Annotated in this window: 18 protein-coding genes and 1 tRNA gene; 10 read left to right on the top strand and 9 right to left on the bottom strand. The window is 42.2% G+C overall.

The window, feature by feature from the left end; genetic code table 11:
• Window positions 1–40 precede the first annotated feature (40 nt).
• Entirely contained in the window at window positions 41–1,240 is a 1,200-nt protein-coding gene (gene prpF / locus F955_RS08350) for a 2-methylaconitate cis-trans isomerase PrpF (RefSeq protein WP_004893392.1), read from the bottom strand.
• 332 nt (window positions 1,241–1,572) lie between these two features.
• Here prpF and F955_RS08345 point away from each other — a divergent pair, with 332 nt between their 5' ends.
• The 5 genes from F955_RS08345 (at window position 1,573) to F955_RS08325 (ending at window position 7,560) form a co-directional block, all read left to right on the top strand.
• Complete coding sequence (locus F955_RS08345; RefSeq protein WP_004893391.1) at window positions 1,573–2,925, top strand: amino acid permease; 1,353 nt, start codon at window positions 1,573–1,575, stop codon at window positions 2,923–2,925.
• Between the two features lie 90 nt (window positions 2,926–3,015).
• A tRNA-Arg gene (locus F955_RS08340) sits at window positions 3,016–3,088 on the top strand.
• A 348-nt stretch (window positions 3,089–3,436) separates the two neighbouring features.
• A complete protein-coding gene (locus F955_RS08335) occupies window positions 3,437–4,729 on the top strand; it encodes an OmpP1/FadL family transporter (RefSeq protein WP_004893390.1) in 1,293 nt (430 codons plus the stop codon).
• Between the two features lie 324 nt (window positions 4,730–5,053).
• Window positions 5,054–6,274 (top strand): OmpP1/FadL family transporter, encoded by a 1,221-nt coding sequence (locus F955_RS08330; RefSeq protein ID WP_004893388.1) that lies wholly within the window; start codon window positions 5,054–5,056, stop codon window positions 6,272–6,274.
• Between the two features lie 134 nt (window positions 6,275–6,408).
• The gene (locus F955_RS08325; protein ID WP_004646736.1) at window positions 6,409–7,560 is read left to right on the top strand and encodes an IS4-like element ISAbe18 family transposase; all 1,152 of its coding nucleotides are present in this window, start codon (window positions 6,409–6,411) and stop codon (window positions 7,558–7,560) included.
• A gap of 59 nt (window positions 7,561–7,619) precedes the next feature.
• Here the strand turns inward: F955_RS08325 and thrH are convergent, their stop codons facing one another.
• Entirely contained in the window at window positions 7,620–8,237 is a 618-nt protein-coding gene (thrH, locus tag F955_RS08320) for a bifunctional phosphoserine phosphatase/homoserine phosphotransferase ThrH (protein ID WP_004810966.1), read from the bottom strand.
• A gap of 202 nt (window positions 8,238–8,439) precedes the next feature.
• Here thrH and F955_RS08315 point away from each other — a divergent pair, with 202 nt between their 5' ends.
• Window positions 8,440–9,174 carry a phosphoadenylyl-sulfate reductase gene (locus tag F955_RS08315; RefSeq protein ID WP_004893386.1) on the top strand — a complete coding sequence of 245 codons (735 nt, stop codon included), beginning with the start codon at window positions 8,440–8,442 and terminating at the stop codon, window positions 9,172–9,174.
• Window positions 9,175–9,652: 478 nt separating this feature from the next.
• Window positions 9,653–11,035 (top strand): WS/DGAT/MGAT family O-acyltransferase, encoded by a 1,383-nt coding sequence (locus F955_RS08310; protein ID WP_004893385.1) that lies wholly within the window; start codon window positions 9,653–9,655, stop codon window positions 11,033–11,035.
• A 156-nt stretch (window positions 11,036–11,191) separates the two neighbouring features.
• Here the strand turns inward: F955_RS08310 and F955_RS17060 are convergent, their stop codons facing one another.
• From F955_RS17060 to F955_RS08285, 6 genes are all read right to left on the bottom strand, one after another.
• On the bottom strand, window positions 11,192–11,365 hold the full coding sequence (locus F955_RS17060; protein ID WP_004810972.1) for a PA1571 family protein: 174 nt from the start codon (window positions 11,363–11,365) through the stop codon (window positions 11,192–11,194).
• 135 nt (window positions 11,366–11,500) lie between these two features.
• Window positions 11,501–12,955, bottom strand: a complete 1,455-nt coding sequence (gene rng, locus F955_RS08305) for a ribonuclease G (protein ID WP_004810976.1) — start codon at window positions 12,953–12,955, stop codon at window positions 11,501–11,503.
• Between the two features lie 40 nt (window positions 12,956–12,995).
• Complete coding sequence (locus F955_RS08300) at window positions 12,996–13,562, bottom strand: Maf-like protein (protein WP_004893384.1); 567 nt, start codon at window positions 13,560–13,562, stop codon at window positions 12,996–12,998.
• On the bottom strand, window positions 13,550–14,041 hold the full coding sequence (gene mreD / locus F955_RS08295) for a rod shape-determining protein MreD (protein WP_004893383.1): 492 nt from the start codon (window positions 14,039–14,041) through the stop codon (window positions 13,550–13,552). The genes F955_RS08300 and mreD overlap by 13 nt, the downstream gene beginning before the upstream one ends.
• Window positions 14,028–14,885 carry a rod shape-determining protein MreC gene (gene mreC / locus F955_RS08290; RefSeq protein ID WP_004810981.1) on the bottom strand — a complete coding sequence of 286 codons (858 nt, stop codon included), beginning with the start codon at window positions 14,883–14,885 and terminating at the stop codon, window positions 14,028–14,030. The genes mreD and mreC overlap by 14 nt, the downstream gene beginning before the upstream one ends.
• A gap of 16 nt (window positions 14,886–14,901) precedes the next feature.
• Window positions 14,902–15,948: a rod shape-determining protein gene (locus F955_RS08285; RefSeq protein ID WP_004893381.1), complete on the bottom strand. Its 1,047-nt coding sequence runs from the start codon at window positions 15,946–15,948 to the stop codon at window positions 14,902–14,904.
• 133 nt (window positions 15,949–16,081) lie between these two features.
• On the opposite strand from F955_RS08285, the gene gatC reads away from it, so the two are divergent.
• Genes gatC through gatB form a run of 3 tightly spaced genes read left to right on the top strand, consistent with a single transcriptional unit; the run spans window position 16,082 to window position 19,402 of the window.
• Complete coding sequence (gene gatC, locus F955_RS08280) at window positions 16,082–16,396, top strand: Asp-tRNA(Asn)/Glu-tRNA(Gln) amidotransferase subunit GatC (protein ID WP_004893380.1); 315 nt, start codon at window positions 16,082–16,084, stop codon at window positions 16,394–16,396.
• 52 nt (window positions 16,397–16,448) lie between these two features.
• Window positions 16,449–17,927 carry an Asp-tRNA(Asn)/Glu-tRNA(Gln) amidotransferase subunit GatA gene (gatA, locus tag F955_RS08275; protein ID WP_004893377.1) on the top strand — a complete coding sequence of 493 codons (1,479 nt, stop codon included), beginning with the start codon at window positions 16,449–16,451 and terminating at the stop codon, window positions 17,925–17,927.
• Window positions 17,927–19,402, top strand: a complete 1,476-nt coding sequence (gene gatB / locus F955_RS08270) for an Asp-tRNA(Asn)/Glu-tRNA(Gln) amidotransferase subunit GatB (protein ID WP_004893374.1) — start codon at window positions 17,927–17,929, stop codon at window positions 19,400–19,402. Before gatA ends, gatB begins: the two co-directional genes overlap by 1 nt.
• A gap of 45 nt (window positions 19,403–19,447) precedes the next feature.
• On the opposite strand, the gene F955_RS08265 is transcribed toward gatB, so the two are convergent.
• Window positions 19,448–20,128: a restriction endonuclease gene (locus F955_RS08265; protein WP_004893371.1), complete on the bottom strand. Its 681-nt coding sequence runs from the start codon at window positions 20,126–20,128 to the stop codon at window positions 19,448–19,450.
• Between the last annotated feature and the right edge of the window lie 176 nt (window positions 20,129–20,304).

Raw genomic sequence — 20,304 nt, 5'->3', positions numbered from 1 at the left:
TGCGCGGACAATGGTTTTTATATTACTAAAGCTCAAGGCATCATTTGTGTTCTTTTAGCACATCTGCAGGCACACGTACCCAGCCTTCCATCAAGACACGCGCACTACGGCTCATGATGGCTTTCTTCACTTTCCATTCACCATTTTCCTGAGTAGCTTGTGCCCCAACGCGTAAAGTCCCTGATGGATGACCAAATCGCACTGCTTCACGCTCCCCCCCACCTGCTGCCAGATTTACCAATGTTCCTGGAATCGCAGCTGCAGTGCCAATCGAAACCGCGACGGTTCCCATCATGGCATGATGCAGCTTACCCATCGATAAGGCACGCACCAATACATCGGTATCTAATTCGGTGATCGCTTTACCCCCTGAAGATACATAGGCCTTAGGCTGGGATACAAAAGCAATTTTCGGCGTATGCTGACGTTGAGCTGCTTCAGTAATATCTGAAATCAGCCCCATTTTTAATGCGCCATAAGCACGAATGGTTTCAAATTTAGCGAGCGCTATCGGATCACTATTAATATCTTCCTGTAGCTCTGTGCCCTGATAGCCCAGGTCTTCAGCTTTCAGGAAAATTGTCGGAATACCCGCATTGATCAAAGTTGCTTCAAAGGTACCGTATTCTGGAACAACCAGCTGATCGACTAAATGACCTGTCGGAAACATAGCTCCACCCTCGGCATCATCATCGGCAGGGTCCAGAAATTCGATCTGAACTTCAGCCGCTGGAAAGGTGACACCATCCAGCTCAAAATCACCCAATTCCTGTACCTGCCCATTCACAATTGGCACATGGGCAATAATGGTTTTCTGAATATTGACCTGCCAGATCCGTACTGTGCAGATGCCGTTTTCCGGAATACGAGAGGAATCTACCAGACCATTACTAATCGCAAATGAACCTACACCCGCTGTCAGGTTACCGCAGTTACCACTCCAGTCGACAAAATGTCGGTCAATTGCAACCTGTCCAAACAGATAATCTACGTCATGATCAGGCTGCTGGCTTTTAGACAGAATGACCGTTTTGCTGGTACTGGAACTGGCTCCCCCCATCCCATCAATCTGCTTGCCATAAGGATCTGGGCTACCAATCACACGTAAGAGTAACTGGTCTCTGATTTTGCCCGGCTGTTGTGCTGCAGGTGGAAGATCTTCCAGCTTGAAAAATACACCTTTACTGGTACCGCCACGCATATAGGTAGCTGGAATCTTGATTTGCGGGGCAAAACTCATCGTTATTATCTTCCTTTGTCTGATCTTTATTTTGTAAATGCAATGTAACTGAGGTTGAATTTGAGTATAGTATATTTATATCGTGATAAATTGACTGCAAGACCTTTGTATAAAAAAACAACATATACAACGGCTGTCTTTTTAGTATTCGATGAGGAATATCAGATTCAATAAAATTAATATATTGATTCATTTATCTTTTATTTAATTTATTTTTATAATAATTTTTTATTAATCTGATAATAATTTTTCATTCAAGGCTTCTACTAGGCTTCTTTTGACTGATCAATTACAATCTTTCAACTTATTTTTACATTGTCGGGCTGAATACTTTGAATAACGAGTCTTCACAACTTCAGCGTGGCTTAAAGAACCGTCATATTCAGTTGATCGCCATGGGCGGTGCAATTGGCACAGGCTTATTCTTAGGTTCCGCACAGGTGATCCAATCCGCTGGTCCTTCGATTATTCTGGGCTATGCCATTGGTGGCTTAATTGCTTTCCTTATTATGCGTCAATTGGGTGAAATGATTGTTCATGAACCTGTTGCAGGTTCTTTCAGCCATTTTGCTTATAAATATTGGGGTAAATTCCCTGGTTTCCTCGCGGGCTGGAACTACTGGATTCTGTATATCCTGGTCGCAATGACCGAACTTACCGCTGTCGCAAAATATATTAACTACTGGTGGCCACATATTCCTGCCTGGGCATCGGTGCTGTTTTTCTTCATTGTGATTACCCTGGTCAACCTCGGCAATGTGAAATTCTACGGTGAATCAGAGTTCTGGCTTTCAATTATTAAAGTGATTGCGGTCATCTCGATGATTGTTTTTGGTTTATACCTGATCCTGACTGCAGATGCTTCATCTACTGCATCTTTTAGCAATTTATGGACCGCAGGTGGCTTCTTCCCGAATGGCTTTGAAGGTTTATTCTTCATGCTAGCCTTCCTCATGTTCGCCTTTGGCGGGATTGAACTGATTGGTATGGCAGCGGCAGAAGCAGAGAATCCGGAAAAGACCATTCCTAAAGCGATTAACCAGGTTGTTTTCCGTATTCTGATTTTCTATGTTGGTGCGTTGACCATCTTGTTATCATTAGTGCCTTGGAATCAGTTGGAACTCGGCGGTCTGGATAAAAGTCCATTCGTAATGATCTTCAGTCAGCTAGGTATTGACTGGGCAGCCCACCTGCTAAACTTCATTATTCTAACTGCTGCACTGTCTGTATATAACAGTGGTATGTATGCGAATAGCCGCATGCTTTACGGTCTGGCCAAACAAGGCAATGCACCGAAGCTCTTCCTGAAAGTAAATAAACAAGGTACGCCAATTCCTGCAGTACTCTTCTCTGCTGCTTTGATTTTTGGCTGCGTACTGCTGAACTACTTTGTACCAGAAGATGCTTTAAGCCATCTGATCTATGTGGTGGTAGGTGCCTTGGTCTTGAACTGGGCAATGATTTCACTGACACATTTCAAGTTTATTCAGGCAATGAAAAAAGTTGGAGAAAAAACCAAATTTCCAGCACTTTGGTCTCCAGCAAGTAACGTACTTGTATTAGGCTTTATTGCGACTATTCTTTACATTATGTGGACTCAGGGCTTCCAAGAATCAGTTTACATGCTGCCGATTTGGGTCGTGATCATGTTTATCCTGTTTAAACTGCTTCAGACCAAGAATTGATAAAACGCTTTAATTGACTATTTTTTAAAGTTATTGCTTCGGCAATAACTTTTTTTTTCGTCTTTTTTGGAGTAGATTAGGGATCGTTTTGCGCCCTTAGCTTAACTGGATAGAGCAGTTGCCTCCTAAGCGACCGACGTGGGTTCGAGTCCCGCAGGGCGCACATATTTCAAATATGTGAACTAATTAACAAAAAAATTAAGCAATAGTTCAATATATTTATATTTTTTTCATTTTTTTCACTATCTCGCTATTTTTAATTAAATTTTTAAATTTCAAAAGCTTATATTCTTACATTACTTTTCAATTAGTATTTTTACTCTAATTTGATGTTTTTTTGAACTATTCATTCATACTAGAGCATTTACTCTTTTTTATATTGTGTTATTTTTGTCACATGGAGTAACAAATCAGCCATTGAAGGCATAGGAATGACTCCAAAAACAATATCAAGCTAATACCGAAAAAACGTTTTAAATACCCAAATTTGTACCTCAAGGGAAGATGAAGAATGAAATTAAAAGCGCTTAGTACAGCAATGATTTTAGCAGCATTACCTATGTCAGGCGCATTTGCTGCAGCTATCGACCGTTCTGGTCAATCTATCGCAGCATTTTTACAGCCAGGTAACTATTTTGAAGCAGGGATTTCTGTTTTAGATCCATCAGTATCTGGTAAAGTTCAAAATAATTGGACACCAGGTGGAACGGCTGCACCTTTAGCTCCTGCTTACCGCGGCACTTCAGTGGGTGAGATGGCTGATGACTACTATTTTCCAAGTGCAGCCTTAAAGTTTCAGTTAACTGATAATTTTTCATTTGGTTTGATTTACGATCAACCATTTGGTGCAAAAGCAACCTACTCTACTGATACTTATCTAAATCCTTTAGGTGGTGGTGTTTTCCATAACGGAACAGAAGGCACAGAAGTAGAAGTTAAATCAGAAAATATTACTATGCTCGTAGGTTATCAACCTACTGAAAATTTTAATATTTATGGTGGTGCTGTATACCAGACAGTTGAAGGTAATGTTCAACTACGTGGTTTAGCATATGGTAGCACAACTGCCTTAGGTCAATACAATGCTAACATGGACGATGATAGTGCTGTAGGTTGGTTAGCAGGTATTGCTTACCAGATTCCTGAAATTGCTCTAAAAGCATCACTAACTTATCGTTCTGAAATTGATCATGATTTGAAAACAAATGAGTATGGTCGTAGTGATATTTTAGCTTTAGTAACGCAAAACCCTGCTGCTGCACTTTATAATGTAAATACAAATACTGAAATTTCTACTCCTCAATCTGTAAATCTTGATTTCCAGACAGGTGTAATGGCTGACACGGTTGCCTTTGCTAATCTTCGTTGGGTGAACTGGAAAGAATTCTCTATTCGTCCACAACAGTTTGAACAAGTTTCAAGAGCTTTAGGCGCAGCTGGTGCTACTCCTAACAATCCAAATGGCTTTGATGTCGTTTCTTATACTGATGACCAAATCTCTGCTACTGTCGGTCTAGGCCGTAAATTTTCTGAGCAGTGGGCAGGTAATGTTTCTGTAGGCTGGGATTCAGGTTCTGGTAATCCAGTGTCTACTTTAGGTCCAACTGAAGGTTATTGGAATCTTGGTTTAGGCCTACAATTTAGTCCTGCATCAAACTACTTCATTGCTGGTGGTGTTAAATACTTCTGGTTAGGCGATGCAAAAGCTCAAGCGGCGTCCGATTTTGGTTCTAATTCATATGTAGCTGACTTTGAAGATAACGATGCTTGGGGTTATGGTCTAAAAATTGGTTACCGTTTCTAATTCAGTCAATTTAATAAAAAAACCGCCTTCGGGTGGTTTTTTTATTGCTATGAATTTATTTTTATACACTTGTAAACTATTTGATGATTTAAACATCACTTAACTTTTAAATTATTTACGTGTCATTTTAGCCAATTCATCACACTAAAATATTATTTAATTCACATATTTAACATCGTGTTTTTAGTACAAAAACTCTAACTTCTTCTACTTTAATTACTACTCAGTTCAAATCTTCATCGAAGCTGAGCATTTACTCTTTTTAATTTTATGTTACTTTTCCACAACTTTTTATTATCTTTATGAAACATTCAAGGACGAGCCATGAAGCTTAAGCCAATTTCTACTGCAATATTACTTGCAACTCTTCCAACTACAGCAGTTTTTGCAGGTGGTTTAGATCGTTCTGGTCAATCTATACAAGCTTTTTTACAGCCTGGTAACTATGCTGAAGCTGGTATTTCTGTACTTGATCCGGATGTCAAGGGCAAGTCAAGTGTGCGTTCACTTGGTAACAGCTTTAATGGTGAAAAAATTGACGATATGGCTGAAGATTACTATTTCGTCAACACAGCAATTAAAGTACAAGCGACTGATAAAATTTCACTCGGTTTAATTTACGATCAGCCTTATGGTGCAGATGCAAGCTATTCTACTAACGGACCATTATCTAGCTTCTCTGCTGCTGGTGAAGGAACAAAAGTTGAAGTAAAAACCCAAAATATTACAGCTCTCATCGGTTATCAACCGAATGAAAACTGGAATTTATATGCCGGACCAGTATGGCAAACAGTAGAGGCTGATATCTCTTTACGAGGCGCCGCTTATATTTCTCCTTTAGATCCAACAAAAGCATTAAGTGGATACAATATTAAAATCGATGAAAAAGAAGCATATGGCTGGTTAGCAGGTTTTGCTTATTCTATTCCTGAAATTGCTTTAAAAGCCTCTGTAACTTATCGTTCTGAAATTAAACATAAGGCAACAGGAACTGAAAGTTTTACCTTTGCTCAGTCTACTACCTTAGCACCGGGATTCACTGTACCTGCAGGTACTACTGTTCCTATGAGTAATGAGCGCGTAGATGCAATTACACCACAATCTGTGAATTTAGATTTCCAGTCTGGTGTTGCACAAAATACCATCGCTTTTGCTAATATACGTTGGGTACATTGGGATCAATTTGCTGTAACTCCTGTATTCTTAAAAGCTAATTCAGGGAATAATCTTATCGATTACTCTGACGATCAATGGTCTGCAAATATCGGTGTCGGTCATAAGTTTAATGACAAATGGTCAGCATCTACTTCAGTAGGCTGGGATTCAGGTGCAGGTAATCCTGTGACAACACTTGGCCCAACTGAAGGCTATTGGAGTTTAGGTCTAGGTGCTCAATATAGCCCTGCTGCAAATTACTTTATCCAGGCTGGTGTAAAACACCTTTGGTTAGGTGATGCGACTGCACAGACAGGAGGAAATCCAGTAGGTGAATTTGAAGATAATAATGCATGGGCATATGGCATGAAGATCGGTTACCGCTTCTAATTCAGTATATCCTCAAAATAAAAAAGGCGCCTCAAGCCACTGCTGTCCCATAGTTTGCTTTAAATAAAAAAACCTGAGTCCTAACAGTTAAAATATGAGTGCAAACAAACACTTTAACGACCAGGATTCAGGTTTTGTCACATCAGAATACCGTATTTCATGAGCTAATTAAACCTGTTGTGCGACAGGATTTTGAACAACTTGCTAAAGTACACCATGTTGGACAGAAATTTAGAGCGGCTTCCCGGTGGGATCAGTTTATTGCCATATTGATGTCTCAATTCTCTTGTAGGCAAAGTCTGAGAGATATTCAATCCAATTTGGAGTGCCAACAGGAAAAGCTAAGTCATCTCGGAGCAAAGTCTATTCCCCGAAGCACGCTGGCACGAATCAATGAGCAGCAGCCTGCTGCCTTATATCAACAGCTATTTTACAAGTTGCTTAAATACTATGAACACTCAAAAGTAGCTCATAAATTTCGCTTTAAGAATCCCTTGTATTCCTTGGATGCCAGTCATATTGACCTGTCGCTTTCCTTATGTGAATGGGCCAAAGTTCACGACTCAAAAGCCAGCATGAAACTCAGCATAGGATTGAATCACAGCAATGATATTCCTGAGTTTGTTGCAGTTGAAAATGGCAAAGAAAATGACATGGTACAAGGCCGCAAATTCCAGTTTCCTGCTGGCAGCATTGTAGTTTTTGATAAAGGCTATGTCGATTACCAATGGTATGCAAATCTGACTGCTCAAAACATTGGATTTGTCACACGTTTTAGGCCTAAATCTGTGTATCAGGTGATTCAGCAACATCCAGTGCTTGAATCCAAAGGTATTCTAAAAGATGAAACCATTCAGCTGAATAGCGCACATGCCCTAAAAAGAAAAGCCCCAGTGTTAAGAAGAATTGAATATAGAGATCAGCAAAGTGGCAAGCACTTTAGTTTTCTCAGCAATAACTTTCATTTAGCCGCCTCTACCATTGCGGCGATTTATAAAGATCGTTGGAAAGTTGAGCTGTTCTTTAAGGCGATTAAGCAGAATCTCAAATTAAAAGCGTTTCTAGGCCGCAGCAGGAACGCAATTCAGACACAAATCTGGATTGCGATGATCGCCTATTTATTGGTGAGTTTCGCTCAACATTTAGGAAAAACGGGTTGGACAGTTCAACGTTTACTCAGAATAATTCAGGTGAATTTGTTTGAAAGAAGAACTTTAAAAGCTTTATTTTCACCCGATAAAATACCCATAAAACAAGAGGAAGCTCAAATGAGCTTCCTCTTGTGAAAAATTGTGGGACAGCAATGGCCTCAAGCGCCTTTTTTATTTCATTCAGCTTTTAACACTTAAGCTGGAATATTACGGATTGAAGCATTACGGATGGCTTCTTTCAACGCTGCATAACCATGAATCGGTGGGAATTGCGGGAATTCAGCAATCACATTTTCCGGTGCATCAAACAGGAAACCGTGATCCGCTTCACCCAGCATGGTGGTATCGTTATAAGAATCCCCTGCTGCGATCACACGGAAGTTCAGGCCATGTAATGCTTTTACCGCTTGACGTTTTTGATCTGGCTGACGCAGTTTGTACGCGGTGATCATGCCTTTTTCATCAGTTTCAAGTTTATGACAGAAAATTGTTGGCCAGCCTAACTGCTTCATTAAAGGATGCGCAAATTCATAGAAAGTATCAGATAAAATAATCAGTTGGAAATGAGTGCTTACCCATTCTACAAATTCTTTGGCGCCTTCAAATGGCCCCATATCTGCAATCACTTCCTGAATATCATTCAGACCCAAGCCATGCTCTTTCAGAATATTCAGACGTTGTGTCATCAACACATCATAGTCAGGAATATCACGAGTCGTTGCTTCAAGCGCTTTAATGCCTGTTTTCTTTGCAAAATTAATCCAAATTTCAGGAACCAATACACCTTCAAGATCCAGACATACGACTTCCATGAATATTCCCCTCAGTTATCATCTAAAAAATTTTCCATATCATAGCTGAAGATTCATATTTTGCATTGTTCTTTTTTAAATCTATTTTTTTCATAAGTATTTATTTTTTAGTGATAAGACTACTAATTCTCTTCTATTAAAATACATGTGAAATTAATTAATATAGGCAGAGTCATTCCAAGCCTATATCGCCAGGATTCTCATGACCACTATTCCTACTATTGATATTGTGGATGCGCTTGCATCTGAATATGCTGATAAATCTCCAAGTGAAATTTTGGCACTTGCCCTGAATCAACCAGGTGAAATTGCCATTTCATTTTCTGGTGCAGAAGATGTTGTACTGATTGACATGGCTTCCCACCTCGGTAAACCTTTCCGTGTCTTTAGTCTGGATACAGGCCGCTTGCACGCTGAAACCTATCAATTTATCGAGCAAGTTCGAAAACACTATAATGTAGATATTGAAATCTGTTTTCCTGAACGTGAAGCCATTGAAAATTTGACTACTCGTAAAGGGATGTTCAGTTTCTATCAAGATGGTCATCAGGAATGTTGTGGCATCCGCAAGGTTCAACCATTACGAAAAAAACTTGCAACACTTGATGGCTGGATTACCGGTCAGCGTAAAGACCAGAGCCCGGGTACACGGAATGAAATTCCGGTGGTTCAGGCAGATCCAGGTTTTTCAGGTCCCGGTAAACAGCTGATTAAATACAATCCGCTGGCCAACTGGTCGAGTGCCGATGTATGGAGTTATATCCGCATGATGGAAATTCCATACAACCCATTGCATGAGAAAGGATTCATTTCTATTGGCTGTGAACCATGTACTCGTCCCGTTTTACCGAACCAGCACGAACGTGAAGGTCGCTGGTGGTGGGAAGAAGCCACGCATAAAGAATGTGGCTTACATGCAGGCAACCTGAAAGAGTAAAATTAAATCAGACTGTGCATATTTGTAAAAGGCTATCCTGAATCAGGATAGCCTTTTTAACTACGAATCTTACATTTGGTGACAAGATATCAAGTCTCCTCTTTTACCATTCATCAGGAAAGATCCTGAGGATAATCAAAGAATTTATAAAATGTTGTTGAATAGATTTATTTGCAAAAAAATGTGAAATTGAACTCAATACCATTCTTTTAATGATGCATAATTATTCAGTTATACTCCCACCAGACCTAAAAAACGTATTTTCAGCAGTAGCCTTAAAAACTAAAGTTTTCACATTTCAAAAACTTAGGAAGGTATAAACCTCCATGTCAATTATTACTTTTTAACTTAACAGATTAAGATTAAGCAGTTCATTTCTACGTTAAAACAGCTATACTTTCTTTACTAAAGCAATAATTCTAACAAGGCTTTTCAGATAGAGAACAGCCATATAGAGTGCAGTGAGGCAATCCACGCTATGCGTCCATTACATCCAATTGATCTTATTTTTTTATCTTTAGAGAAACGGCAGCAACCTATGCATGTAGGTGGTCTTTTTTTATTTCAGATTCCCGATAATGCACCGGCAACTTTTATTCAGGAATTGGTGCGTGATATCCGTACTTCCAAATCTATTCCAATCCCACCTTTCAATAATTATTTAAATGGCTTGTTCTGGGATGAAGATCAACAGTTCGATCTGGATCATCATTTCCGGCATATTGCCCTGCCAAAACCGGGTCGCATCCGTGAATTACTCACCTATATTTCACAGGAACATAGTGCCCTGATTGACCGTGCCAAACCACTCTGGACCTGTCATATCATTGAAGGAATAGAAGGTAACCGTTTCGCGATGTACTTTAAAATCCACCATGCCATGGTCGACGGCATTGCGGGTATGCGTCTGGTCGAGAAATCACTGTCTCATGATCCACAGGGAAAAAGTATTGTGCCACCATGGTGTGTAGAAGGACCACGTGCCAAGCGCCTGAAAGCACCAAAAGTTAGTCGCATTAAAGGCGTTTTATCTACGCTGAAAGGACAACTGGAATCTACTCCGCGTGTCATCTATGAGCTGTCGCAAACTGTATTAAAAGACATGGGACGTAATCCTGATTATGTCTCCAGTTTCCAGGCCCCTTCATCCATTCTAAATCAACGTGTCAGTGCATCACGCCGATTTGCCGCGCAATCCTTTGAATTTGAGCGTCTTCGCCGTATTTCTAAAGCCTTGGGTGTAACCATTAACGATATCGTGCTGGCAATCTGTTCCGGTGCCTTACGTGAATATTTAATCAGCCAAGATGCTCTACCGAAGAAACCGTTGATTGCCATGGTACCGGCTTCTGTACGTTCTGATGACTCTGATGTATCAAACCGTATTACCATGATTCTGGCGAATCTGGGTACGCATAAGGAAGACCCTTTAGAACGTCTCAAGATCGTACGTCGTAGCGTACTGAATGCCAAAGAACGTTTTAAGCGCATGAATGCCAATCAGATTCTGAACTATAGTGCTTTTGTTTATGGCGCTGCAGGTTTGAATATTGCATCAGGTCTGATGCCAAAACGCCAGGCATTTAATCTGGTGATTTCCAATGTTCCAGGTCCACAAGAACCGCTGTACTGGAATGGTGCCCGTCTGGAAGCTCTCTACCCTGCCTCTATCGTGCTCGATGGTCAGGCACTCAATATCACCATGACCAGTTATTTAGACAAACTTGAAGTGGGTCTGACCGCCTGCCGTAATTCCCTGCCTAAAATGCAGAATCTGCTTACTCATCTTGAGGACGAAATCCAGCGTTTTGAACGGATTGTCGATGGTGGCAAAACCCCAAAGCTCGCAGCAGTAAGTTAGACTGCGATGAAGACTAAAATCAAGACTAAGTTTTTATGCAAAAATAAGTATGAACATTTTTGCCAATAATTTCATGCAATAATAAAGGGGCATATGGTGCCCCTTTATTTTTATTTGATTATTTTTTATTCAAACCATTCAAGCAATATTCAAATTTTAACTTTTCACAGTACGACATTGTTTTAATAGCTGATGGCAGACCGTACGAATCATAGATGAAGTAATCTGAACTTCATTGCCGCGTTCGTCCACAATGTATCCCGCGTGGACAGTTTTCGGTTCAAGCACGTGTTTTAGACCCTTATTAATAACTGCTTTACTTATACTCATGACACACCTCATTTTTTGCTAAGCCAAAATATTGGGAGATTGGCTTTGGCTACTGGATGTGTCTAGTATTCAGAATTCACCTGCGCTTGTAAAATTCCAGTTGTAACAAGGGTTTTACGATATTCTGTTACAATTTCAGCTGAGAATGATATCGTATTGCTCTTGCGTATATAAATTCTCAACCTGGAACTTAATCACGCGATCAATAAAGTGTTCCAGATCCGCCACAGCCGGGGCTTCTGCAGTCAGCAGTCGATCAATCACTGACGGATGTGCCACTACAGTAAATCCACTTTGTGATTGATAAGCGCGTGCGTAACGTAAAATTTCACGGAATATTTCGTAACACACTGATTCTGCTGTTTTGACGTATCCACGTCCCTGACAGGTTGGACAGGATTCGCATAACAGGTGCTCTAGAGATTCACGCGTACGTTTACGCGTCATCTCGACCAGACCCAGTTCAGATACCTGGGTAATCTTGGTTTTGGCATGATCACGTTCCAGCATTTTTTCAAACTGGTTCATTACCTCGTCACGATGCTGTGCTTCCTGCATGTCAATGAAATCAATAATAATGATCCCACCCAGATTACGCAGTCTCAACTGACGTGCAATCACCTCAGTTGCTTCCATATTGGTTTTGAAGACGGTATCTTCCAGTGAACGACCGCCGACATAGGAACCGGTATTGACATCAATGGTGGTCATGGCCTCAGTCTGATCAATCATCAGATAGCCACCAGATTTCAGTGCCACACGGGTTTGTAGAGCCTTCTGGATATCATCTTCAACATTATATAAGTCAAAGATCGGGCGCTCGCCTGGATAGTGCAGCAAACGATCATTCATGCTTGGCACAAATTCTTTAACAAACTCTTTCAGTTTGCCGTGGATTTCACGTGAATCGACATAGATTTTGGCAGTGTTTTCATTGGCCAGATCGCGAATCACACGCTGTGGCAGCGGCAGTTCTTCAAAGATCAGTGATGGAACGGCAATGCTCTTCTGTTTGCGCTGAATGTAGTCCCAAAGCTTGGCCAGATAAGCCATATCCTGGGCAATTTCAGCTTCATCAATGCCTTCTGCCGCAGTACGGACAATCACCGAACCGGGCAGTTTATGCTGGGCCTGAATCCGTTCAATAATCGAACGTAAACGATTACGTTCTTCTTCAGATTCAATTCGTTGCGATACGCCAATATGATTGCCATAAGGCATCAAAACCAGATAACGTGAAGGAATGGAGAGATCAGTTGAAAGACGTGCGCCTTTGGTCCCGAGCATGTCTTTCATCACCTGCACCGTCAGAATCTGACCTGGCTGCAGTAATTCAAACACATTCGGTGTCGGCTGCTGACGCGGCCAGACCATATCATTGATATGCAAAAAAGCAGTACGTGACAGACCAATATCGACAAAAGCAGCCTGCATCCCTGGCAGGACACGGACCACTTTGCCTTTATATACGTTCCCCACCAGACCGCGCTTCGCGGTACGCTCGATGAACAGTTCGTTCACCGTGCCGTTTTCGATTAACGCCACACGACATTCCATCGGTGTGAAGTTAATCAATAACTCGTCAGACATAACAACACTCAAAACATTATAAGAATTCTTTTTTCAGCAGTTAATTTAGTGCCTTAACCGTCTGTAATAACTGTACCGTTTCATATAGGGGCAAACCGACTACATTAGAGTAGCTCCCCTGAATCGCGGGGATATAACGTGCTGCAATACCTTGAATGGCATAACCGCCTGCCTTGCCTACCGGTTCACCAGTCGCCCAATAACTTTCCATATCATGGGTGGTGAGTGATTGAAATTCAACCTGTGTCCTTACCACTATACTGTATTTTTCATTTTTTGTGCGTACGCAGACACCGCTAAATACATCATGTTTACGACCTGATATTTTAGCCCACATTACAAAGGCATGCTGTTTGGATTCAGGTTTACCCAGAATCTCGTTATCAACCCCCAAACTGGTGTCGGCAGCAATGATAATTGCATCTGGATAACGCTCGGCCACGGCATCCGCTTTGGCACGTGCCAAACGTTCAACATAAGCCGCAACTGACTCATTGGGCAATACGGATTCGTCAATATCAGGACTGTAAATCTCGAACTCCAGTCCCAACTGTTGCAACAGTTCACGGCGTCGAGGTGAACTGGAGGCCAGAATCAGATGCGCCATTTTCTGAGCAGATAATATAGAACAGGCCATACCATAACGCTAGTCAGTATCGGTAGCCAGTGACGTGGAATCGAGAACTGCACGCCGCTAATGATCTGAGCAAAGAAGGTCAGCATCAGATGGGCAACGAGTGCCAATGTAGCAATAATCCAGAGATTGCTAAAAGTCAGGATGCGGCGCTCACGGGTCAGGAAGCGCGCCATAAAGGCAATAATAATAAAACTCAGCGCATTCAGACCTAAAGGTGCATCTAATAGCAGGTCTAACAAGATTCCGGTACTGAACGCAAACCAGATCCCACACCAGGTCGGCTGACAGAGCACCCAGAACAGCATCACCATCAGCATAAACTGCGGACGCCAGCCAGAGAGCGAATAAGATAAAGGATAGACCACCAGAACCGAGGCAAAAATTACTGAAATAATAATCGGGAACAATGGATCCCGATGGGTTCTGGACTGCATTTTAGCGATCGACATGTGGCTGCTCCATCGCTAATGAATCAGAAAACAGTACCACCACATGATGACCACCAGCCAGCTGTGCTGCCGGAATCACATCAATCTGGGCAAATTCACCTGAATTATGACGTTGTACTTTAGAGACGGTGCCAACCAGATAACCTGCCGGGAAATGCTGTCCCAAACCTGAGCTATAAACTTTTTCACCGACTTTGATGTTGGCACTGGTCGGTACATATTCCATTTTCAGACGCCCAAGATCACCCGTCCCCGAGACGATGGCACGCATGCCAGTGTGTTCCAGACGTACTGAAAGTGAATGTTCTTTATCTGAGAGCAGCATGACACGGCTACTATGCGGATAGACACTAATGATCTGTCCCATGATCCCCTTGTCATCCAGCACAGTCTGTCCTATCCGTAGGTGGCTGTTAGAACCCCGGTTAATCACGATGATATGACGCAGCGGATCGGCATCAGTACCAATCACTTCTGCAATTTCCATACGTCCATCAATAATTAAAGGCGTGTCCAGCAACCCGCGCAGACGGGTATTTTCAGCAGACAGTTCAGAAATTTTCTGTAAGCGTACCTGCGCCTGTAATAGCTCAGCCTGCATCGCGGTATTTTCACGACGCAGTTGTGCTTCAGACTTGGTTTGTTGATTCAGCCATTCTCGCGACAATACAGGATAACTGGCCACAGCATATATCGGATTATATGCCGCATTCAGCACATCCCTTGCAGGTTGAACCAGATGAGGCATGCGCCAATCAAAGAAAAGCACCACCAGACAGGTCACCAACGCAATGACGAATGAGCGAAAAGATGGCGGTTGTCGAGAAAACAGATGTGTTTGCACCCGCCGTGTCCTGTTCTTAGCCTACGAATAACATGTCATGATTTGGGTTGTCGAAGAATTCGAGAACCTTACCGCCACCACGTGTTACACATGACAGCGGATCTTCTGCAACCACCACAGGAAGACCAGTTTCTTTGGCAAGAAGCTTGTCCAAGTTACGTAGTAATGCACCACCACCCGTCAATACGATCCCGCGCTCAGCAATGTCTGAAGACAGTTCAGGAGGGGTTTGTTCCAGTGCAGATTTCACAGCAGACACGATATATTGCAATGGGTCAGAAATTGCCTGAGTCACTTCATCAGAAGTCACCGTAATTGCACGCGGCACACCTTCAGCCAGATTACGACCACGAACTTCAATTTCCAGTGGTTTTGCACCTTCATCCGGAAGCGCCATACCGACTTCTTTTTTAATAATTTCAGCAGTCGTTTCACCGATTACGCAACCATGTGCTTTACGCACGTAGTTAATAATCTGTTCATCAAACACATCACCGCCAATACGCAATGAGTCTGCATAGACACAGCCCTGCAGCGAGATGATCGCGATTTCTGTTGTACCACCGCCCACGTCCACAACCATCGAACCACATGCCTGCTCTACCGGCATGCCAGCGCCAATTGCAGCTGCCATCGGTTCTTCAATCAAACGTACTTCACGCGCGCCAGCGTTATACACGGCTTCACGGATCGCACGACGTTCAACCAGGGTAGATTTACATGGAACACACACTACAACACGTGGTGCAGGCGGGAATAAACGTTTTTCGTGAACCTTGCCGATGAACTGATTCAACATGGTTTCAGTGACTTCAAAGTCTGCAATCACACCATCTTTCATCGGGCGGATTGCTGAAATATTTGCCGGGGTACGACCAAGCATTTGTTTCGCGTCAAGACCTACGGCAGCAACAATTTTTTGTGAACCACTATGACGGATTGCTACAACCGTCGGTTCATTTAATATAATGCCTCGTCCTGGCGCATAAATAAGTGTATTTGCAGTACCTAAATCAATGGCTAGATCTGGCGAAAACAAGCCTATTAGTCGTTTTAGAATCACGGGGACGTTCTCAATTAAACTTTATATGGACGCAAGGTGGCAACTTTAACTAAATGTGATGCTTTGGACAAGTCAATCGCTTATCATAACGCATGATAATTTGATTTTTTTTTAATACTGATTAGGTAATGTTATGTCTACATCGGATGCACAGCATTCTGCAGATTTAAATGCAGAAACAGTTTCAGCTATTGCGAACCTTGCACGATTATCGCTGAATGATACGCAATCTGCTGAATATGCTCAAATTTTAAATAAAATTTTAGGCATGATGGAAACGCTGAAAGGTATCAATACTGACGGTGTTGAACCATTAAAAAGCCCTTTCGACCATCCTCAGCCATTACGTGAAGATGTAGTGAGTGAAAGTAATCACCGTGATGAATATCAGGCAGTTGCGCCAGTGGTACAGGATGGCTTGTACCTTGTTCCTCGCGTAATTGAGTAATTACTATCCAGTTCAATCTTTTTATTAAATTAAACGTAAAGAATTATTTCTCATGACAGATTTACACCGCCTATCAATTCGTGAACTTACCGAAGGTTTGGCCAATGCTAAATTTTCATCACGCGAATTGACTGAACATTACTTAAAACGCATCGAAAAAGTGGATGCTCAAGTGAAGTCATACGTGACTGTGACCGCTGAGCAAGCACTGGCACAAGCCGATGCTGCTGACGCACTGCGTCGTGCTGGTAGCGCAAATGTGCTGACTGGTGTGCCAATTGCACATAAAGACATCTTCTGTACCCAAGGCATTAAAACGACTGCTGGTTCTAAAATGCTGGACAATTTTATCTCTCCTTACGACGCGACCGTTGTAGCGAAAGGTAAAGCTGCGGGCCTGGTGACGCTTGGTAAAGTGAACATGGACGAATTCGCCATGGGTTCAACTTCCGAATCATCTTACTTTGGCGCGACCAAAAACCCTTGGGCACTGGATCATGTTCCGGGTGGCTCTTCAGGCGGTTCTGCTGCGGTTGTAGCGGCTGATCTGGCGCCATTTGCAACCGGTACTGATACTGGTGGTTCGATCCGTCAGCCAGCCTCTTTCTGTGGTCTGACTGGTCTGAAACCGACTTATGGCCGTGTATCGCGTTTCGGTATGATCGCGTACGCATCATCATTGGACCAAGGTGGTCCAATGGCACGTTCTGCGGAAGACTGTGCTTACCTGATGAATGTCATGGCAGGCCACGATGCTAAAGACTCTACTTCAATGGAAAAAGAAGTAGATGATTATGTGGCAAACCTGAACGGCACATCTGTGAAAGGCCTACGTATTGGTATTCCAAAACAGTACTTCAATGTTGAGGGTCTTGCCGCTGATGTAAAAGCACGCGTTGAAGAATCCTTAAAAAAACTGGAAGAAATGGGCGCTATTCTGGTTGAGATTGATCTCGACATGACAGAAGCCTATGTTCCAACGTATTACCTGATCGCACCTGCCGAAGCATCTTCAAACCTGTCTCGTTATGACGGCGTGCGTTATGGCTACCGTTGTGAAGAGCCTAAAGATCTTCTCGACCTATATAAACGTTCCCGTTCAGAAGGTTTCGGTGCCGAAGTTCAGCGTCGTATCCTGATTGGTACCTATGCCCTGTCTGCTGGTTATTACGATGCTTATTATGTAAAAGCACAGAAAGTACGCCGTCTGATCCAGCAAGATTTCCTTAAAGCTTTTGAATCTGTCGATGTGATTGCTGCTCCTTCTGCGCCAACGACTGCCTATAAAATCGGTGCGGATTTAACGCCGGTTGAAATGTATCTGGGCGATATTTATACACTTGCGGTAAACCTGGCAGGTCTTCCTGCGATTAACGCGCCTGTTGGTTTTGACCATAACAACTTGCCGGTTGGCTTACAGCTGATTGGTAACTACTGGTCAGAATCTCAACTGTTGTCTGTGGTACACCAGTATCAACAAGCAACAGATTGGCATACAAAACGCGCTGCAATTGCTGAGGAGAATGCATAATGGCGAAGAACAACGCTAAACCTAAATCAAACCTGATTGATGGTTGGGAAGTCGTTATTGGTATCGAGATTCACACTCAGCTTGCGACCAAATCTAAAATCTTCTCGGGTTCATCGACTGTTTTCGGTAATGATCCAAATACGCAAGCCAGCCTTGTAGATTTGGCGATGCCGGGCGTATTGCCAGTATTGAACAAAGAAGTAGTTGATCTTGCGATTCGCTTTGGTTTGGGGATTGATGCTTACATTGACCAAGCATCTGTGTTCGCACGTAAAAACTATTTCTACCCGGACTCTCCAAAAGGCTACCAAATCAGCCAAATGGATAACCCGATTGTGGGTTTGGGTCATATCGACATCCAGCTTGAAGATGGCACAACCAAACGTATTGGTGTGACGCGTGCACACCTTGAGGAAGATGCAGGTAAATCGATTCATGACCAGTTTGAAGGCATGTCTGGTATCGATTTAAACCGTGCCGGTACGCCGCTGCTTGAAATCGTATCTGAACCCGATATGCGTTCTGTGGAAGAAGCGGTTGCCTACATTAAAGCAATTCATACATTGGTACGCTGGTTAGGGATCTCTGACGGTAACATGGCGGAAGGTTCTTTCCGTGCTGACTGTAACGTGTCTTTACGTCGCCCAGGTCAACCGTTCGGCACACGCTGTGAATTGAAGAACCTGAACTCATTCCGTTTCATTGAGCAAGCGATCAATGTTGAAATTGAACGTCAAATGGAAATTCTGGAATGGGATGGCACGATTGACCAAGAAACACGTTTGTTCGACCCTGTGAAGATGGAAACGCGTTCAATGCGTTCGAAAGAAGAAGCAAACGATTACCGCTACTTCCCAGATCCAGACTTGTTGCCTGTGGTGATTGCTGACGCGCAAATTGAAGCGGCACGTGCGGCACTTCCTGAGCTTCCTGCGGCACGTCGTGCGCGTTTTGTGGCTGACTTTGGCGTGACTGAGTACGATGCGCACGTTCTAACGCTGACACGTGAAATGTCAGAGTTCTATGAAGCTGTTGTTGCTGCTGCTGGTGGCGCTGCACAAGGTAAAGTGTCTGCAAACTGGGTGATGGGCGAATTCTCAGGGGCTTTAAACAAAGCAGGCTTAGACTTAGCTGAATCGCCTGTATCTGCGGAAAAACTTGGCGGTATGATCGCGCGTATTGTGGATAATACGATTAACGGTAAGATTGCGAAACAAGTATTCGGCTTTATGTGGGACGAAGGCAAATCTGCGGACGAAATTATTGCGGAAAAAGGCTTGAAACAGGAAACTGATACAGGCGCAATCGAAGCGATTATTAAAGAAGTTCTTGCTACCAATGAGAAGATGGTTGAAGAATATAAATCTGGTAAAGAGAAAGCGTTCAACGGTCTGGTTGGTCAAGTGATGAAAGCTGCAAAAGGCAAAGCAAATCCTGCTCAAGTGAATGAGTTGATGAAGAAGTTGATTGGTTAATCTGATCTTTCTTTAATAAAAAAACCCGCTTTAGAGCGGGTTTTTTTATTCTATATGACTACTTGATAATAAGGCTTCTGATGTTTGAGACACATGCCTTCTACTTCTTTTTATTATTTCATCCAATGCATCAACACCTTGTAAAAATGCAAAGATATGACTTGATTCTAAAAGAATGAGAGTAGTTTTTCGTCCTGATGCCTCTTTAACAGCCTGAGAAGAATAACCTGACATTGATACAAAAATTCCCATTGTATTATCAGCCATTTTATCAATCTTTGCTTTAAAACTATCAATATCACCTGAACCAATCTGTTTTTGAGTAAATTTCAATTCCACTAAATATGTTGTACCTTCAAGTGTTAAAGAACCATCAATCTGTCGACCATCAACCTTATAAGGTCTTCTACTTTGAATATCTGAATAATCTAAAGCTTCATAAAACCACTTTTCAAAGTCATAACCACCTTGTTGAGTACCAACTGATGGTAATAAATCATAAAGTGCTTTTTGCAAAGCCTCTCTATCAATAAGTGCTTTTTTAATTTCCTTATTAATTTTTTCTACGTTTTCTTTTGTTTTTTGCTTTTCGTTTTCTAATGTTAATTCATCTAATTTTTTATTTACGTAATATCTTAATTCTGTAACTGCCTTATTTGCTTGTTGTATTTTTAAATCGGAATCTTCCCAACCCCGTAGATCAGGAAACGTTCTTTGTTCTGACAATTCATGAGCCCATTTAATTAAAACAAACTTTCCTTTTTGATTTTTTGATAAGGCTGTAAATAGCCGATCTAAAAATTCACGTTTTGACTCACCTTCTCCCCAACTTGAAATTATATGTTCACTTATACCTGTATTTCTTAAAAAATTCTTTAAGGTCTATTTTCTCCAAAAAGATT

Source organism: Acinetobacter schindleri CIP 107287 (genome assembly GCF_000368625.1).
Classification (GTDB): Bacteria; Pseudomonadota; Gammaproteobacteria; order Pseudomonadales; family Moraxellaceae; genus Acinetobacter; species Acinetobacter schindleri.
The sequence above is the reverse complement of the archived record's forward strand: the minus strand, read 5'-3'. Positions and strand labels throughout refer to the sequence as shown.

Coding starts and splice junctions, on each gene's coding strand:
- prpF (WP_004893392.1), bottom strand. CDS start 1,240: ATGAGTTTTGCCCCGCAAATCAAGATTCCAGCTACCTATATGCGTGGC.
- F955_RS08335 (WP_004893390.1), top strand. CDS start 3,437: ATGAAATTAAAAGCGCTTAGTACAGCAATGATTTTAGCAGCATTACCT.
- F955_RS08330 (WP_004893388.1), top strand. CDS start 5,054: ATGAAGCTTAAGCCAATTTCTACTGCAATATTACTTGCAACTCTTCCA.
- thrH (WP_004810966.1), bottom strand. CDS start 8,237: ATGGAAGTCGTATGTCTGGATCTTGAAGGTGTATTGGTTCCTGAAATT.
- F955_RS08315 (WP_004893386.1), top strand. CDS start 8,440: ATGACCACTATTCCTACTATTGATATTGTGGATGCGCTTGCATCTGAA.
- F955_RS08310 (WP_004893385.1), top strand. CDS start 9,653: ATGCGTCCATTACATCCAATTGATCTTATTTTTTTATCTTTAGAGAAA.
- F955_RS17060 (WP_004810972.1), bottom strand. CDS start 11,365: ATGAGTATAAGTAAAGCAGTTATTAATAAGGGTCTAAAACACGTGCTT.
- rng (WP_004810976.1), bottom strand. CDS start 12,955: ATGTCTGACGAGTTATTGATTAACTTCACACCGATGGAATGTCGTGTG.
- F955_RS08300 (WP_004893384.1), bottom strand. CDS start 13,562: ATGGCGCATCTGATTCTGGCCTCCAGTTCACCTCGACGCCGTGAACTG.
- mreD (WP_004893383.1), bottom strand. CDS start 14,041: ATGTCGATCGCTAAAATGCAGTCCAGAACCCATCGGGATCCATTGTTC.
- gatC (WP_004893380.1), top strand. CDS start 16,082: ATGTCTACATCGGATGCACAGCATTCTGCAGATTTAAATGCAGAAACA.
- gatA (WP_004893377.1), top strand. CDS start 16,449: ATGACAGATTTACACCGCCTATCAATTCGTGAACTTACCGAAGGTTTG.
- gatB (WP_004893374.1), top strand. CDS start 17,927: ATGGCGAAGAACAACGCTAAACCTAAATCAAACCTGATTGATGGTTGG.